Origin of the sequence: Tetzosporium hominis (assembly GCF_002265435.1) — a bacterium.
In the GTDB taxonomy this organism is placed as follows: domain Bacteria; phylum Bacillota; class Bacilli; order Bacillales_A; family Planococcaceae; genus Chryseomicrobium; species Chryseomicrobium hominis.
On sequence record NZ_NOKQ01000310.1, the window covers coordinates 19967 to 37420 of the forward strand.

19 protein-coding genes and 1 riboswitch are annotated in these 17454 nt (G+C 42.6%); of the genes, 16 read left to right on the forward strand and 3 right to left on the reverse strand.

The window, feature by feature from the left end; all coding sequences use genetic code 11:
• Nucleotides 1–115: 115 nt before the first annotated feature.
• From CF394_RS13670 to sufB, 9 genes are all read left to right on the forward strand, one after another.
• The gene (locus tag CF394_RS13670; RefSeq protein ID WP_094944341.1) at nt 116–1141 is read left to right on the forward strand and encodes a methionine ABC transporter ATP-binding protein; all 1026 of its coding nucleotides are present in this window, start codon (nt 116–118) and stop codon (nt 1139–1141) included.
• Nucleotides 1134–1802 (forward strand): methionine ABC transporter permease, encoded by a 669-nt coding sequence (locus CF394_RS13675; RefSeq protein WP_094944342.1) that lies wholly within the window; start codon nt 1134–1136, stop codon nt 1800–1802. The genes CF394_RS13670 and CF394_RS13675 overlap by 8 nt, the downstream gene beginning before the upstream one ends.
• 17 nt (nt 1803–1819) lie before the next feature.
• Nucleotides 1820–2644 (forward strand): MetQ/NlpA family ABC transporter substrate-binding protein, encoded by an 825-nt coding sequence (locus tag CF394_RS13680; RefSeq protein WP_094944344.1) that lies wholly within the window; start codon nt 1820–1822, stop codon nt 2642–2644.
• A 97-nt stretch (nt 2645–2741) separates the two neighbouring features.
• Entirely contained in the window at nt 2742–2939 is a 198-nt protein-coding gene (locus CF394_RS13685; RefSeq protein WP_094944345.1) for a YuzK family famiily protein, read from the forward strand.
• A 224-nt stretch (nt 2940–3163) separates the two neighbouring features.
• Nucleotides 3164–3943 (forward strand): Fe-S cluster assembly ATPase SufC, encoded by a 780-nt coding sequence (gene sufC, locus CF394_RS13690; RefSeq protein ID WP_094944347.1) that lies wholly within the window; start codon nt 3164–3166, stop codon nt 3941–3943.
• Nucleotides 3944–3960: 17 nt separating this feature from the next.
• Complete coding sequence (gene sufD / locus CF394_RS13695) at nt 3961–5268, forward strand: Fe-S cluster assembly protein SufD (protein ID WP_094944348.1); 1308 nt, start codon at nt 3961–3963, stop codon at nt 5266–5268.
• Nucleotides 5268–6494, forward strand: coding sequence for a cysteine desulfurase (locus tag CF394_RS13700; RefSeq protein ID WP_094944350.1), 1227 nt, complete (start codon nt 5268–5270; stop codon nt 6492–6494). The genes sufD and CF394_RS13700 overlap by 1 nt, the downstream gene beginning before the upstream one ends.
• Entirely contained in the window at nt 6484–6936 is a 453-nt protein-coding gene (gene sufU, locus CF394_RS13705) for a Fe-S cluster assembly sulfur transfer protein SufU (RefSeq protein WP_094944351.1), read from the forward strand. Before CF394_RS13700 ends, sufU begins: the two co-directional genes overlap by 11 nt.
• 3 nt (nt 6937–6939) lie before the next feature.
• Nucleotides 6940–8337, forward strand: coding sequence for a Fe-S cluster assembly protein SufB (gene sufB / locus CF394_RS13710; RefSeq protein ID WP_094944353.1), 1398 nt, complete (start codon nt 6940–6942; stop codon nt 8335–8337).
• Nucleotides 8338–8392: 55 nt separating this feature from the next.
• Here the strand turns inward: sufB and CF394_RS13715 are convergent, their stop codons facing one another.
• Nucleotides 8393–8605: a hypothetical protein gene (locus tag CF394_RS13715; protein ID WP_094944354.1), complete on the reverse strand. Its 213-nt coding sequence runs from the start codon at nt 8603–8605 to the stop codon at nt 8393–8395.
• Nucleotides 8606–8774: 169 nt separating this feature from the next.
• On the opposite strand from CF394_RS13715, the gene CF394_RS13720 reads away from it, so the two are divergent.
• From CF394_RS13720 to CF394_RS13750, 7 genes are all read left to right on the forward strand, one after another.
• The gene (locus CF394_RS13720) at nt 8775–9626 is read left to right on the forward strand and encodes a DUF72 domain-containing protein (protein WP_094944355.1); all 852 of its coding nucleotides are present in this window, start codon (nt 8775–8777) and stop codon (nt 9624–9626) included.
• Nucleotides 9626–10441 (forward strand): sulfite exporter TauE/SafE family protein, encoded by an 816-nt coding sequence (locus CF394_RS13725; RefSeq protein WP_094944356.1) that lies wholly within the window; start codon nt 9626–9628, stop codon nt 10439–10441. Before CF394_RS13720 ends, CF394_RS13725 begins: the two co-directional genes overlap by 1 nt.
• An 11-nt stretch (nt 10442–10452) precedes the next feature.
• Nucleotides 10453–11805: a bifunctional metallophosphatase/5'-nucleotidase gene (locus CF394_RS13730; protein WP_094944357.1), complete on the forward strand. Its 1353-nt coding sequence runs from the start codon at nt 10453–10455 to the stop codon at nt 11803–11805.
• Between the two features lie 27 nt (nt 11806–11832).
• Nucleotides 11833–12201 carry a hypothetical protein gene (locus tag CF394_RS13735; RefSeq protein ID WP_094944358.1) on the forward strand — a complete coding sequence of 123 codons (369 nt, stop codon included), beginning with the start codon at nt 11833–11835 and terminating at the stop codon, nt 12199–12201.
• Between the two features lie 78 nt (nt 12202–12279).
• Nucleotides 12280–12457: riboswitch (Lysine riboswitch) on the forward strand.
• Between the two features lie 110 nt (nt 12458–12567).
• On the forward strand, nt 12568–14133 hold the full coding sequence (locus tag CF394_RS13740; protein ID WP_094944359.1) for a Na+/H+ antiporter NhaC family protein: 1566 nt from the start codon (nt 12568–12570) through the stop codon (nt 14131–14133).
• A 108-nt stretch (nt 14134–14241) separates the two neighbouring features.
• Entirely contained in the window at nt 14242–15171 is a 930-nt protein-coding gene (gene lipA, locus CF394_RS13745; RefSeq protein ID WP_094944360.1) for a lipoyl synthase, read from the forward strand.
• 9 nt (nt 15172–15180) lie between these two features.
• Nucleotides 15181–15537 (forward strand): YutD family protein, encoded by a 357-nt coding sequence (locus CF394_RS13750; protein ID WP_243370890.1) that lies wholly within the window; start codon nt 15181–15183, stop codon nt 15535–15537.
• A 200-nt stretch (nt 15538–15737) separates the two neighbouring features.
• On the opposite strand, the gene CF394_RS13755 is transcribed toward CF394_RS13750, so the two are convergent.
• A complete protein-coding gene (locus CF394_RS13755) occupies nt 15738–16811 on the reverse strand; it encodes an FAD-dependent oxidoreductase (protein ID WP_165767573.1) in 1074 nt (357 codons plus the stop codon).
• Nucleotides 16811–17401, reverse strand: a complete 591-nt coding sequence (locus CF394_RS13760; RefSeq protein WP_094944427.1) for a CDP-alcohol phosphatidyltransferase family protein — start codon at nt 17399–17401, stop codon at nt 16811–16813. The genes CF394_RS13755 and CF394_RS13760 overlap by 1 nt, the downstream gene beginning before the upstream one ends.
• Between the last annotated feature and the right edge of the window lie 53 nt (nt 17402–17454).

Here is a 17454-nt window from a genome sequence, read left to right on the forward strand (position 1 = left end):
GGTTTCTAGCGTTCGGAACTCGATTATTCTTAAATCGGAACAACTTCTTAATAAAACGGCTAACAATAATATTATCCAAAAAGACAAATTATTAAAGAAAGGAGGCGGCGCGCATATGATTCAATTAAAAGATGTCTTTAAACAATATACGACAGGGAATGGAAATGTCGTAGCTGTAGACCATGTTTCACTATCCATTGCTCAAGGAGAAATCTACGGCATCATCGGCTATAGTGGTGCAGGAAAAAGTTCACTCATTCGTCTACTGAACGGACTAGAACGTCCGACTGCTGGACAAATCGAGGTGAACGGTAGAGAAGTTTCGAAACTGTCTTCAAAAGACATGCGACAGTTCCGACAAAAGGTCAGCATGATCTTCCAACACTTCAACTTACTTTGGTCTCGAACTGTAGAAGAAAACATCTCGTTTCCTTTGGAGATTGCGGGAGTTTCTAAGGACAAAAGAGCGGAGCGAGTGAAAGAGCTAATTGCTCTTGTAGGACTAGAAGGACGAGAGAAAGCTTATCCTTCTCAGCTATCAGGAGGACAAAAGCAACGTGTAGGTATTGCTCGCGCGCTAGCCAATCGCCCTGAGGTACTCCTTTGTGATGAAGCGACTTCAGCACTAGATCCAGAAACAACGGATCAAATCCTAGACCTTCTAGTCACCATCAACAAACAACTTGGATTGACGATCGTCTTGATTACGCACGAGATGCACGTGATTCAGAAAATTTGTCACCGTGTGGCTGTAATGGAAAATGGATTAGTTGTGGAGGAAGGACAAGTCATCGACGTCTTCAAAAATCCGCAACAAGCCATCACGAAACGCTTCGTTTCACAGATCTCAGACGGAGCTCACTTCTCAGATACAGTGGATCACTTCTTAGAAATGTATCCGAATGGGAAACTGGTGAAGTTAACTTTCGTAGGAGATCAGACGGATCAGCCACTAATTGCTCGGTTGATTAAGCAATACGGTTTAGAAGTGACGATAGTTCAAGGGAACATTACACAAACTCAAAATGGTGCGCTAGGTACTCTGCTTTTACACATCGATGGAGATGCGTTAGCTATCGATGAAGCATTGGGTTACTTACATGCACAAAAAGTACAATCGGAGGTGATTCAGCATGATTGAGAATCTATTTCCGAATGTTGATTGGCCGAAAATGTGGGAAGCCACATATGAAACACTTTACATGACAGCTATTTCTACAGCCTTGACCTTTGTATTCGGTCTTGCTATCGGGCTGCTGCTGTTTTTAACAGGACCCCATCAAGCTTGGTCCAATAAAATTGCTAACTGGTTGACTGGAGCACTCGTCAATATCTTCCGCTCCATCCCATTCATTATCTTGATTATTTTATTGATTCCGTTCACGAAGTTGTTACTTGGAAGTATTCGTGGACCTAATGCAGCTTTCCCAGCTTTAATTATCGGTGCCGCACCATTCTATGCGCGCATGGTACTTATCGCCCTTAAAGAGATTGACCGTGGGGTTCTAGAAGCCGCTAAGTCAATGGGAGCTACAACGTGGACGATTATTCGCAAAGTATTGCTTCCTGAATCGATGCCAGCCATCGTGTCAGGAATTACAGTAACATCTATTGCCCTTGTCGGTTATACGGCTATGGCGGGTGTAATTGGTGCTGGAGGACTTGGAACTTTAGCTTTCTTAGACGGATTCCAGCGCAACCAAACAGATGTGATGATTGTAGCTACAATTATCATTCTACTGATTGTATTTATCATCCAGTGGATCGGTGACTGGTTAACTAACCGATTAGATAAACGATAACAGAGGAGAGATTTGAGATGAAAAAGGTACTGACAGGAATAACACTTGGAGCAAGCATTTTAGCATTAGCAGCATGTGGGTCTGAAGGCGGATCTTCATCAGGGGACGATACAACACTAACAGTTGGAGCATCAAACGTGCCTCACGCTGAAATTTTAGAGCAAGTAAAACCACTTTTAGAAGAGCAAGGCATTGAGCTTGAAATTGAAACGTACCAAGACTATGTATTACCAAACCAAGATCTTGATTCAGGTGACTTGGATGCTAACTACTTCCAACACATTCCTTACCTAGAATCTCAAATAGCTGATAACGGCTATGATTTCGTGAATGCAGGTGGCATCCACATCGAGCCAATCGGTCTTTATTCTAAAAAATTCGGGTCTATCGATGAATTACCAGATGGTGCTACGATTTTAATGAGTAATTCAGTAGCTGACCACGGTCGTGTCCTTTCTATGCTTGAGCAAGCAGGTCTTATCAAACTTGATGAGAGCGTAGAAAAAACTTCTGCAACAATTGAAGATGTTGTAGAAAACCCAAAAAACATTCAATTCGATCCAAACTACGAGGCAGCACTACTTGTTCAAATGTATGAACAAGAAGAAGGCGATGCAGTACTAATTAACTCGAACTATGCATTAGATGCAGGTCTGAACCCAATCGAAGATTCTATCGCGATTGAAGATTCAAATTCTCCATACGTAAACGTAATCGCAGTTAATGCTGGAGATGAAGAGAACGAAGCGATCGTAGCACTTGTTGAGGCATTACACTCTCAAGAAATCCAAGACTGGATTTTAGAAGAGTGGGGCGGTTCAGTAGTACCTGTGACAGAATAACTAGACACTGCTACAAAAGGGCCAAATTCCCTTCCTACGGTTTCATTCGCTAGCTAGTGGGTATACACTAAATAGCGTAAGATACTAACTGAAGGGAATGATAGTTATCAAACCAGAAGGACAGCCTTACACGGAAAAAATGAATTTGGCTTTTCGTGACGTACATGGTTTCGGTTATGATGAAATGAGACAAAGTGAAGAATTACGTATGAAGGTGGAACAACGCCGTCAACGTGATCACGAAAAAAGCATGCGTATTGCTGCTCAAATTGATGCTCAAGCCCACAGAGGATAATATAGAAGTTGTACAAAAAGCCTGTAGAACCTTGATTCTACAGGCTTTTTTGGCCTTTCGTCATGATACTTATTCTCAATTAGGACGTTTCTATTGAAAATGAAAAATGCAGGAATGACAAGCGTTTAAATGATTTGCAGTCGACCTCTAATTGCTGTAAGATTAGAATGATAATAATTTAGAATGGGATCATCCGTTCAAAGCTTAGATATGGAGGGTATATAATGTCAACATTAGTGATTCAAGATTTGCACGTTTCAATCGACGGCAAGGAAATTTTAAAAGGTGTGAACTTAACACTGAATACAGGTGAAATCCACGCGGTCATGGGACCAAACGGTACAGGTAAATCAACTCTTGCTTCTGCAATTATGGGACACCCTAAATATGAAGTGACTTCTGGTTCTGTAACATTAGACGGTGAAGATGTATTAGAGATGGAAGTAGACGAGCGCGCTAAAGCAGGTCTATTCCTAGCTATGCAATATCCAAGTGAAATCACTGGGGTAACTAACGCTGACTTCTTACGCTCTTCAATCAACGCACGTCGTGAAGAAGGCGATGAAATTTCTTTGATGAAATTCATCCGTGAGATGGATAGCAAAATGGACTTCCTTGAAATGGACCAAGATATGGCGCAGCGCTATTTAAATGAAGGCTTCTCAGGTGGAGAAAAGAAACGTAACGAGATCCTTCAATTGATGATGATCAAACCTACATTCGCTATCTTAGATGAGATCGATTCTGGTCTAGATATCGATGCACTAAAAGTAGTTTCTAAAGGAATCAATGAAATGCGCGGAGAAGGCTTCGGAAGCCTAATCATCACCCACTACCAACGTCTACTGAACTACATCACTCCTGACCATGTTCACGTGATGATGCAAGGTCGCGTTGTAAAATCTGGTGGTCCTGAACTAGCTCATAAACTAGAAGCTCAAGGATACGACTGGATCAAAGAAGAGTTAGGTATTGAAGACGAAACTGTTGGGCAAGAAGCATAAGAAAGGAGACAGTCAGCATGACGGTTGAAACGACTTTAGCAGTAACAGAGCAAGACATTCGCGCTTACTCTGAAAAAATGCAAGAACCGGGATGGATGACAGATTTCCGCTTAACTGCACTTGCGCAAGCAGCGGACCTGCCAATGCCTGAACCGGATAAGACAAACATTAAGAGCTGGGACTTTCTTTCATTCTCAGCACACACAGTAGAGAGCGAAGGCTATTCTACACTTGCTGATCTACCACAAGACATCCAGTCTCTAATTGATACAGAAAACCAAAAAACTCTATATATTCAACGCAACAACACACCAGCTTATGTTTCTGTTTCACAGGAACTTCAAGACAAGGGTGTCATCGTTACAGATATCCACACGGCTATTCGTGAGCATGGCGATCTTGTAAAGCAGTACTTGATGACAGATGTTGTGAAACCAGATGAGCACAAACTGACTGCTTACCATGCAGCTCTATTAAATGGTGGAGCATTCATCTACATTCCTAAAAATGTAGAGATGGATGAAGTTGTTCAAGTTATTTATGTACAAGATGACGAGTCTGTTTCTCTATTCAACCATACATTGGTAGTAGCAGAGTCAAACAGCAAATTGACATATGTTGAAAACTACTTGTCAACTTTCGAAACAGCGACTGGCCAAGCCAACATCGTTTCTGAAGTACTTGCAAAAGACAATGCGAAAATTACGTACGGAGCAGTTGATGTATTAGCTAAAGGCTATACAGCTTATGTAAACCGTCGTGGTGTAGCACACCGTGATGCAGTCATTGAATGGGCACTAGGCTTAATGAATGATAGCAATACAATTGTTGAAAACGTAACGCACTTAGTTGGCGACAACTCGGAAGGCCATGTAAAAACAGTTGTTGTTGGTCGTGGAGATCAAAAACAAAACTTTACAACTAAAGTCATCCATTGGGGTAAAAATTCAGAAGGTCAAATTCTGAAGCACGGGGTTATGAAAGATTCAGCTTCTTCTATCTTCAACGGTATCGGTAAAATCGAACACGGCGCTTCTAAATCAAACGCAGAACAAGAATCACGCGTCTTGATGTTATCTGAAAAAGCACGTGGGGATGCAAACCCGATTCTTTTGATTGATGAAGACGATGTAACTGCTGGTCACGCAGCATCTGTTGGCCGAGTAGATCCAATGCAAATGTACTACTTAATGAGCCGCGGTATCTCGAAGCACGAAGCAGAGCGCTTAATCATTCATGGTTTCTTAGCGCCTGTAGTACGAGCACTTCCAGTTGAAGGTGTTAAAAAGCAGCTCACGGAGGTCATTGAAAGGAAAGTGCGCTAATGAATCAAACGATCCTCAGCAATTTTCCCATTTTAAATCAAGAGGTGAATGGACATCCACTCGTTTATTTAGATAGTGGCGCCACTTCACAAAAACCGACTGTAGTCATTGATGCACTTAAAGCGTATTACGAGCAAGATAATTCCAATGTGCACCGCGGTGTGCATACACTTGGAAATCGTGCCACAGAAGGCTATGAAGGCGCTCGTGAGAAAGTACGCAACTTTATTGGAGCTACTTCCACTAAAGAAGTGATCTTCATGCGAGGTACAACTACAGCAATCAACACAGTAGCGGCAAGCTACGGAGATGCGAATGTATCCGAAGGTGATGAAATTGTCATTACTTATATGGAACACCACTCTAACATTATTCCTTGGCAGCAACTTGCGAAACGGAAAAATGCTGTGTTGAAATACATCGACTTAGAAGAAGACGGAACAATCACTCTTGAGAACGTACGGAAAGCCATCACAGAGAAAACGAAAATCGTTTCTGTTATGCACGTTTCCAATGTCCTCGGAGTCGTCAATCCAATTAAAGACATCACGAAGATTGCCCATGAACATGGTGCAATAATGGTAGTAGACGGGGCACAAGCTGCTCCTCATATCAAAGTCAATGTACAAGATTTGGATTGTGATTTTTACGCTTTCTCTGGTCACAAGATGTGTGGTCCAACAGGAATTGGTGTTCTTTACGGAAAGCAGCGCCATTTAGAAGCTATGGAGCCAGTAGAATTCGGAGGCGAGATGATCGACTTCGTCGGTCTTCAAGAATCCACATGGAAAGAGCTCCCTTGGAAATTTGAAGGGGGAACTCCTATCATAGCAGGTGCTATCGGTCTTGCTGCTGCCATTGATTATTTAGAATCGATTGGTTTAGAAGCTATCGAACAACATGAACATGAACTAGCTGCTTATGCTATGGAGCAGATGTCTAAAATTGAAGGATTGACGATTTATGGCCCCAAAGATCCGTCTAAGCGGGCTGGAATTGTTACATTCAACTTAAATGATGTGCATCCACATGATGTAGCGACAGTCTTAGATATGCAAGGAATTGCAGTACGTGCCGGTCACCACTGTGCACAGCCATTAATGAAGTGGCTCAACGTTTCTGCGACGGCTCGTGCAAGTTTCTACTTGTACAACACAAAAGAAGATATTGACCGTCTTGTAGCCGGTTTGCAGAAGGCAAAGGAGTATTTCAACGATGTCTATTAATTCAAATTTAGACCAACTCTATCGTCAAGTGATTATGGATCATTACAAGAACCCTCGTAACAAAGGGTCTCTTGGAGAAGAAGCCTTAACTGTTGATATGAACAACCCGACATGTGGAGATCGTATTCACTTAACTCTCCAAGTAGAAGATGGTATCATCCGAGATGCTAAATTCGACGGAGAAGGCTGTTCTATCTCCATGTCTTCGGCTTCGATGATGACCCAAGCTGTCAAGGGGAAAACGGTAGAAGAAGCTATGAAGCTTTCGGAAATCTTTTCAGACATGATGACAGGCAAAGACTATGATGACTCAATTGACTTAGAAGATATTGAAGCTTTAAGTGGTGTATCTAAGTTTCCAGCACGTATCAAATGTGCGACGCTTTCGTGGAAAGCAATGGAAAAAGGAGTACAACACCAAAATCAAGGAACGGAGGAATAAACTATGGCTAAAAAAATGCCTGAAATCGGCGATTACAAATATGGCTTCCATGACAAAGACGTATCGATTTTCCGTTCTAAACGCGGTTTGACACGTGAAATTGTTGAAGAAATTTCTCGTATGAAAGATGAGCCTCAGTGGATGCTTGATTACCGTCTAAAAGCATTGGAAATTTTCTACGCAAAACCAATGCCACAATGGGGTGGAGAGCTTGGCGAATTAAACTTCGACGAGATCACTTATTATGTAAAGCCTTCAGAACAGACAGAGCGTTCATGGGATGAAGTACCAGAAGAAATCAAGCGCACGTTTGATAAATTAGGTATTCCAGAAGCTGAACAAAAGTACTTAGCAGGTGTTTCTGCTCAGTATGAATCTGAAGTAGTTTACCACAACATGAAAGAAGAACTTGAAGATCTAGGAATCGTCTTTAAAGACACAGATTCGGCTCTTCGTGAAAACGAAGATATCTTCAAAGAGTACTGGGGTACTGTAATTCCAGCCTCTGATAACAAGTTCTCTGCATTAAACTCAGCTGTATGGTCAGGTGGATCTTTCATCTATGTACCAAAAGGTATTAAAGTAGATACACCACTTCAAGCTTACTTCCGCATTAACTCTGAAAACATGGGGCAGTTCGAGCGTACACTCATCATCGTTGATGAAGGCGCATCAGTGCACTATGTAGAAGGATGTACAGCACCTGTTTACACAACGAATTCTCTACACTCTGCTGTAGTTGAAATCATTGTTAAAAAAGATGCGTATTGCCGTTACACAACGATTCAAAACTGGGCTAACAACGTATACAACCTAGTAACGAAACGTACTGTTGTAGAGGCAAACGGTACAATGGAATGGATCGATGGAAACATCGGATCGAAACTGACTATGAAGTACCCAGCATGTATCTTAAAAGGTGAAGGCGCTCGCGGTATGACCCTTTCAATCGCTTTAGCTGGTAAAGGGCAACATCAAGACGCTGGAGCTAAAATGCTTCACTTAGCACCAAACACGTCTTCTACTATCGTTTCGAAATCGATTTCGAAACAAGGTGGTAAAGTAACGTACCGTGGTATCGTTCGTTTTGGACGCAATGCACACGGAGCACGTGCTAACATCGAGTGTGATACATTGATTATGGATAACCAGTCGACTTCAGATACGATTCCTTACAACGAAATCATGAACGACAATATTTCTCTTGAGCATGAAGCGAAAGTTTCTAAAGTCTCAGAAGAGCAATTGTTCTACTTGATGAGTCGTGGACTTAGTGAAGAAGAAGCTACTGAAATGATCGTTATGGGCTTTATCGAACCATTCACGAAGGAACTTCCAATGGAATATGCTGTTGAGATGAACCGTCTGATCAAGTTCGAGATGGAAGGCTCTATCGGATAAAAAGAAAACCGCCACTTGGCGGTTTTTTTGCATAGAAAAACTCCGTTCCCGAGAGTTAAGACTCAGGAGACGGAGTTTTTTGGTTTTTGTAAGCTTTGAGCCAGCTGTCTATGTGCTTCTTCTGGAACGAATAGCGTTTACCGAAAGAAACGTAGTGCGGAATTATACGCTTTTCAATTAAAAACAAAATGTCTGCTTCTGAAAATCGTTCATCACTTTGCTGATTCAAATAGTCAAGTAGTGCATCGATTCCATAGAATCTCTCCATCTTGTCACCTCCCGCCAAACGCTCCTTCAAGAAAGAACACTTAGCATGAGTTACGAGATGTGCATTCCTTACATTGAAATAGTACCCGTTTTATTAGACAGTAAACCTAGAGTGAAAGGGAGCGGAGAAGGGAAAGGAAGTGGTACACTAAATACAAAGAGGTGAGTCTATGATTCAAATCGGATTAACGGGATGGGGAGACCATCCAGATTTGTATCAGGGAAATGCAAAACAAAAACTACAAGACTATAGCGCTCATTTCCCTATCGTTGAATTGGATGCAATGTTTTATGCAGTCCAACCTAAACGCAACAACGACAAATGGATCGAAGAAACTCCAAAAGACTTTCAATTCATAGTGAAAACCTATCAGCAACTAACGGGTCATCTACGAGGAGACAGTCCCTTCGATTCCTTGAAAGAGGCGTTTGAAGCGTACCGGCTCGCTCTTACTTCCTATCAACAAGCTGGGAAGCTCGGGGCAGTTCTAGCCCAGTACCCACCTTGGTTCGATTGTACAAAAGAAAATGTCGATGTACTGAGACAGCTTCGTGAAGAATTAGCCGGATTTGATGTGGCAATTGAGTTCAGACACCAGTCTTGGTATGAAGAGCGATTCCGAGACAAAACATTCGAATTTTTAAGAGAGCATGATTTTATTCATAGTATTTGTGATGAACCACAATCAGGTGAAGGAAGTATTCCACTCGTTCCAGAAGTGACAGCAGAAAAAGCGCTGTTTCGCTTTCATGGACGCAATGTGGCCGCTTGGCAAGCACCTGTAAATCGAAAAAACTGGCGAGAGATCCGCTATCTTTATGACTACAATAAGGCCGAGCTTGAGGAACTAGCAAAAATTGTTCAACAAGTAGATTCAAAAGCGAAGCAAACGATGGTGTTGTTCAACAATAACTCTGGGGGACACGCTGCTGCGAATGCTAAACAGCTCCAACAAAAACTAGCTGTTTCATTTGAAGGGTTGGCACCGAAACAACTTGATTTGTTTGGAGGAGACATGTAATGGAGTGGATACTCTTAGTAATTGCAGGGCTTTTTAGTGGGGTAGTGGGAGCTTTAGTTGGTCTTGGAGGTGGTGTGATTTTAGTTCCTGCCATCGTCTATTTAGGAGCTGCCGGTTTTATTGATGGCATCACACCACAGACGGTCGTAGGACTTTCAGTGATCATGATGATTTTTACGGGACTCTCTTCGACGATTGCGTATATGAAGAAGAAAACCGTTGATTTTAAAAGCGGAGCCATCTTCTTTGCAGGTAGCGCTCCTGGGACCGTGATCGGTGCATTTGTAAACAGAGGACTCGACTTGCCTTCATTCCAATTGTATTTTGGTATCATGATGGTCTTTCTTGCCTTGTTGTTATTAATAAGAAAGTATTTGAAACCCGTTCAGTGGTTTGTGCGTCACGGAAGAAAGACGACATTTACAGATGCATCGGGTACCTATGTCTATGGCTATCCAATTTGGTTTGCTCTTCTTTTAACGTTTGGAATAGGCTTTAGTTCAGGACTATTTGGTATTGGGGGAGGCTCCATGCTAGTTCCAGCGATGCTGTTATTGTTCTTATTCCCACCACATGTGGCAGTAGCCACTTCCATGTTCATGGTGTTTCTGTCTGCTCTTGTCAACTCGGTCACCCATATTTCATTAGGAAACGTACCCTGGATCTATACAATTCCCGTCGTACCTGCTGCCTATATCGGGGCGAAAATCGGGGCATACTTAAATCACCGCTTAAATTCAGACAGTCTTGTCGTCGTGCTACAAATCGTATTGTTACTACTTGGAATCCGCTCTATCTTTGAAGGGATTTACTAGGAGGTGAAGACATGTCGATGCTCCATATTTTACATACGAATGACTTACATAGTCACTTAGAAAACTGGCCAACAATTTTGAAAGAGATGGAATTATATAAACAACAGCTACCGGCAGAAGATGACCTGCTTGTTATGGACCTTGGAGACCATCTTGATCGTTCTCATATTTATACAGAGGCTACTGAAGGAAAAGGAAATGTTCTTTTGTTGAACCAGGCGGGCTATGATTACGTCACGATAGGCAACAATGAAGGCATCACACTTTCTCACCAACAGTTGGAGTCTTTATATGAGGAAGCTGACTTTCAAGTGGTCATTGCGAATTTTTTTGATACTGAAGGCAATCGTCCGAGCTGGGTAAAACCGTTCGTCATTCATGAGACCTCCTTCCACAGACGAATTGGTATCTTTGGAGTGACGGCAGCTTATGATGACTATTACAAACAACTTGGGTGGCATGTGACAGATCCCTTAGAAGCTGCTGCTGAAGTTGTGCACCAGTTAAGTGATCAAGTGGATTATCTTATCTGCTTGGCGCATGTAGGACGCTCGCACGAAGAAGAATTGGTTAGCCGTTTCCCAGCTATTCATTTAATCTTAGGGGCTCATACACATCATCAGTATCCAGATAACTTTAAGATTCAGGAAACATCTCTAGCTGCCGGAGGCAAATGGGGTCAGTTTTTAGGAGTTGCACAAGTAGCTTTTGAAAAGACTGGTCCAGTGACATCCACACGATTAATAGATGTGCAAAACAGTCCGCTGCATACATCAAAAGAAAATGAAGCAGCGTCTCAACATTGGCAAATCGAAGGGGAGCAGTTATTAAGTGGTCCTGTATTTTATAATGAAAAATTTCTGAAGGCAAGCCTACAACAAGCTACAAATCTTAGTGACCGTCTGGGAGATGCGCTGTTATCATATACAGGTGCTGATTGTGCTCTTTATCCTGCGGGATTGTTACTGACAAACCTCGATACTGGTGACGTATCATCCAAGGCGATGCATGACCTACTTCCACATCCCATTAATCCTTGTGTCGTCACATTGTCTGGAGCGGAGCTCATCGAGGCCTATCAGGTAGCGCAAAATAACAAATGGCCAACTCTGGAAGTAAGGGGATTAGGGTTTCGCGGAAAACAGCTCGGTAAATTATTGTTCCGAAACTTTGAGAAGCGAGAAGATGCCTATTACGTGAATAACCGAGCATTAGAGCTTAAAGAGCACTATCAGCTTGTTACAGTAGATATGTTCACTTTTGGATACTTTTTCCCTCGATTTAAAGAGCTTCCGAAAACCTATTTTATGCCCGAAACAATTCGAGATGTTTTTGTCGCCTATTCATCACAAGACAAGAACTGAGCATATAGTAAATAAAGGAGCTATTACGTGATCCAAAAACCTCGTCTGAAACGGTGGTTTGCTTATCCGAAATTCACGATTTGGTTAGTAGTCTTTGTGATGTTGGTGAGTGCACAGATTTACTGGTTCAATGAACGTTTGACTCCCACCTATTTGCGTTATGCAGAAGTGCAAACGAACAAAATTGCTTCAATGGTCATCAGTAAAGCCATTAATGGGCGAATTGCCAACGTACTTGATGTCAATGAGATCATTGAACATGTACCAGGTGATCAAGAGAGTATGGTGACTACTCGATTCAATACAGAAATCATCAACCGCGTTCTATCTGATACAAATCGTCTTGTCCAGTCACATTTAGAGCAAGCGGAAGCAGGCGATCTTAGTAGTTGTTGAAGTGCCTTTAAAACCAGAAGACAAATAAGGGGTTGTCAGACGTTTCGTTTCTTGTTAAGCTTATAGAGAATTGAATATTATATAGGTAGAGGCCGCAGAGCTTAAGAGTATGATACGGGAGTTTGACAGCTAAGATCGTGTTAAAAAGGAAGCTTTGCCGAAATAGGAGTGTGTCGTCACACACCTTCTATTGGGGTTATTTTGAATAAAAATAACACTGTCATTTGCATTCGGCAAATGGAGAGCTACAGTCAGTTGAGACAGTTAAGGGAATTCCCGTGTACGCCAGCCTAAAGATAGTTTTTAGGCTGGCTTTTTGTTTCACTTTTAGATCTGTAACTCCGCCTAAAAGGAGGAGAAAAGCCAATGGAAAGCACTATTTTTTCACTATTGCCGCCAATCTTGGCAATAGCAATGGTACTCATCACAAGAAAAGTACTATTGTCACTAGGAGTCGGGATTGTCTCGGCAGCTTTATTGTTACACGAGTTTTCGCCGGTCGAATCGGTAAAATCATTATGGACAGCGTTCCAGTTGTCATTCTGGGATGAAGGATTCAATGCATACAACGTCTTTATACTTTTATTTATTTTAAGTTTAGGAGTTATCACTGCACTTGTAACGTTATCTGGAGGCAGCAGAGCTTTTGCTGAATGGGCGATGAAGCGAGTGAAGACGCGCCGAGGTGCCAAGTTATTAACTGCATTCATCGGAATCTTGATTTTCATCGATGACTACTTCAATGCTCTTGCAGTAGGACAGATTGCTCGACCAATCACGGATTCTCATAGAATCTCAAGAGCGAAGCTTGCGTACTTTATTGACTCCACGTCAGCACCAGTTTGTGTAGTCTCTCCTATTTCTAGTTGGGGAGCGTATCTCATCAGTCTTCTTGGAGGGATTTTCACAACGTATGCGATCGTGGCATACACACCGCTTGAGGCCTTTGTATTAATGGCTCCAATGAATTATTATGTAGTAGCTGCTCTAGCGGTTGTATTCTTTGTTGCTGCTACAGATTTTGATTTGTTTGCTATGAAATCTCACGAGCGACGTGCACTTGAGACTGGAGAGCTCTATGATCCTGAAAAAGACGTAGCAGGTGAATTAAAAGAAGAATTCCCAGTTCACAATTACGGGAAAGTGACAGATTTGGTGATTCCAATCGTCACTCTCATTGCTGCAACGGTCGGGGCCATGCTCGTAACTGGTAATCAAGCAGGTGGCTCTTGGAACTTGTTTACGATATTTGAAAATACCGATGTACCTAAGTCTTTACTGATTGGTGGACTTGCTGGTGTGGCAGCTGCATTATTCTTATACCTGCGTCAATTTGGCAAAAACCCTGAAGCAGATGCTTCGCATATTACTACGGCATTCATCTCAGGAATTCGTTCTATGATGCCAGCAGTTTTGATTCTAGTCTTTGCTTGGGCGTTGACGTATTTGATTTCTGAACTACAAACAGGAGATTATTTGGCGGGTGTTGTGAGCAATAACAACATTCCTGAGTGGATTCTGCCAGCATTACTATTTGTTTTGACGGCTGTTATGGCGTTTTCAACAGGGACGTCTTGGGGGTCATTCGGTATTTTAATTCCTATCGGAGCGGATATTGCAATGGCTGTGAATCCTGAACTACTACTTCCTGTTTTATCTGCAGTTTTAGCAGGGGCCGTATTCGGAGACCACTGTTCACCGATCTCAGATACGACTATCATGTCGGCGACGGGAGCAGGTTCCAATCTATACGATCATGTGACAACCCAACTTCCTTATGCCATCATTAGCGCTGTGATTGCAGCAGTTGGTTATCTGGTACTTGGGTTCACGGGTTCTGCTTGGATTGGCCTTGGTGTTGTGGTTCTATTACTTGTTGTATTGTTTGTTTTTTGGACAGCCAAAGAAAAAGCACAAGCGCAAACTGCTTGATTAAATACCAGCCCCCGGGCTGGTTTTTTCTTAGTAGCGTGAATTGTGAGGAAGTCTAAAGTATGATATATTGACATCAGGATAGACAGAAGGATGGAGGCAACCGCAATGACATCTTGTAAACCCACATCGGAGCGCGAGCGCAAACCCGAATGGCTGAAAATCAAACTGAATACGAACGAAGAGTATACAGGTCTTAAGAAATTGATGCGTGAAAACAATTTACATACAGTCTGTGAAGAGGCCCGCTGCCCAAACATTCATGAATGCTGGGGGACGCGACGTACCGCAACATTTATGATTTTAGGTGCAGTTTGTACTCGCGCATGTCGCTTCTGCGCCGTGAAGACGGGTTTACCGACAGAATTAGATCTTGCTGAACCAGAACGCGTAGCGGACAGCGTAGTCATTATGAACTTGAAGCATGCTGTCGTAACAGCAGTTGCTCGAGATGATTTAAAAGATGGCGGTTCCCAAGTGTTCGCTGAGACAGTGCGTGCAATTCGCCGTAAAAATCCATTTACGACGGTAGAAGTACTTCCATCAGATATGGGGGGCGTAGAGGAAAACCTACGTACTTTGATGGATGCTAAACCAGACATCTTGAACCATAACATTGAGACGGTTCGCCGTTTGACTCCAAGAGTCCGAGCACGTGCTACTTATGATCGGTCACTTGAATTCCTGCGTCGCGCTAAAGAGATGCAACCAGAGATCCCAACGAAATCTTCTCTAATGTTAGGTCTTGGTGAGACATGGGAAGAAATCATTGAAGTCATGGATGACTTACGTGCAAACCATGTAGACATCATGACGATCGGGCAATACTTGCAACCAACAAAAAAACACTTAAAAGTACAAAAATATTACACACCACATGAGTTTGGTAAACTTCGCAAAATCGCTATGGAAAAAGGCTTCTCTCACTGTGAAGCTGGACCTTTAGTACGAAGCAGCTATCATGCTGATGAGCAAGTCAATGCAGCAGCGAAACAACGACAAGCGGCGGGTGAAGAAGAGCTCGCTGTACAGAAATAGGTGACGCGTGTGACACGTATTCATTTGGATGGCTATCAATATGAAGTGGTCGAGGAGTTCCGAGAAGGTTTTAATCAAGAAACTTTAGAAGAGCGCTACAGCGATGTTCTTCAAAAGTACGATTATATCTTCGGTGATTGGGGCTATGGGCAGTTACGTCTTCGAGGGTTTTATGAAGATAAGAATCCAAAAGCTACTTTTGATACTAAAATCGGAACAATTCATGATTACATTTTAGAGTTTTGTAATTTTGGCTGTGCGTATTTTTTGATCAAGAAGCTTGGTAAAATCCAAGTGCAGCCGACACCACCGGTGGAAGTTGAAGAACCACCTGTAGAACAGAACGAAGAGTCTGAGACAAAATAAAGACAAGGGAGTTTCTCGTAAAATTGAGAGACTCCCTTTTAGTATGTTTTATTGTGTGCAGGGGAAGCGTTCCGCGGGCGCGGGCTGAGCCAAGGTCTCAGCTTCCGCTTGTAATCCCGCTGGAGTCACCCCTACACACTTTGCATGTATGTTGTTTTAGCTACTTTTGCTCATACAAACCAGTAAGTCTCCGTGAGTTTTTACTTGTATTTATTCATAAAACGAGTGTCGATTTGGTGCTTAATTCGCCAAGCAAGCTTTCCTTTGAAGTGCCAGTTGCCATAGAGCATAAGGCCTTCTCGGTTTCCAATGGATAGAATGGAGAGTTGCGGTGACTTTGGTTCGTAGGCTCGCAACTTTTGGTTTTCAATAAGTGCCTGCAAGTTGTACCAAAGGATAGGACCTTGCTTCACAGCATGTACGCCGTTTTTGGCAAGACTCGTTTTAGACACAGTGAAATGTGCGCAGTCACCCGTTGCAAAGATTGTCGGTTCATCAGTAGACTGCAACGTGCTTGTGACGTTCAAAAAACCATCTGTCGTGGAAAGGTTACTGTCCCGAAAAATAGGGAAGCTAGAGGAGCCAGTCAACCAAAATAGAGCGGTCGCTTCCAGTACATTCCCTTTCTTAGTATGGACAGTTTCATTTTCCATTCGGAGTACTTCATCTTCTTCCATCACTGATATTCCTGCTTGTTGGATCACTTTGTGGATTTCGGATTCTGCTCCAGTACCTTTTAGAAGGGGAGAAGCGCTCACGAGTTGGACAGGAGTCGTAGAACCATTTTTCAGGCGCCAGTGCTGTATTGAGAGAGCCATCTCAACAGCTGCAGCTCCTCCTCCGATTATGACGGGATGAGCAGTCGACCGGATTTTATTGATGGTGTCCATCATCTCATGGCTCGGTTTTACTTGTGGAGACACATCTTGAAACGCTTCAGGTATGGCTATCGTAGATCCTATATCAAATGACACGATGTCATAGCTGTAGCTTGTCCCACTCTTTCCGAAGAGCGTACGTGCGCTCGAATCTATTCGTTCAATCGTATCTTCGTAAAATAAAGCGCCTGCTATTCGGCAGAACGGAACAAGAGAAACACGTGTCTGTTCTTCTGAATACAATCCTTCCGCATACCCTGAGAACATCCCCGAATAATACTGGTACTTCGATGCGGAGATGACCACAAGTCTACAATTCGGAAGGGGTTCTTTTTGCCATGCTTTGATGACATGAAGGTGCGCATGTCCAGCTCCTACTAATACAATCGTCTTCATCATGCACCCTCCTTTAAAATCTTCCGTGCTTCACTTAGCCTCTGAAACGCAGTGAATAATTCAACAGCCAGAAAAACTAGAGTGAGTAAAGTCAAATAACTAGGGAATAGAATCATAAGTGAAAAAAGGATAAACCCTTCAGTTCGTTCTGCAAGGCCAGCCTGATAATAAAACGACTTCATCCCTTTTTTCTCTGTCAATGCCCCAACTGTTAAGAATAGTGTCATCGCCCAGATGATAGAGCACGCTAGTAATAAAAGAGCCCACATCGAATCTGGGTACAAGAACGCTAGTCCAACAATCACACTGATCTCTACAACTCGGTCATAGCTGATATCTAGCAATGTACCCCAAGCAGATGATTTCGTCTTTCGAGCCATGGAACCATCGACAGCATCTAAAAACCCCGAGAGCCATAAAACGACTAAAGCGAGGATAGGTTGGTCAAGATAGATAAAGATTCCCGATGTGACACCAATCACGAACGCGATATGAGTGACTTGAGTAGCCGTCAGACCAACTTTCAGTAACGAGCTAGCTGTACGGTCAATAAGCGGATCTACATATTTTCGTGCATGGGTATCGAGCATATTCATCACGCTTTCCAAAGGAATTATGGTATAGATTACATTATACACACATT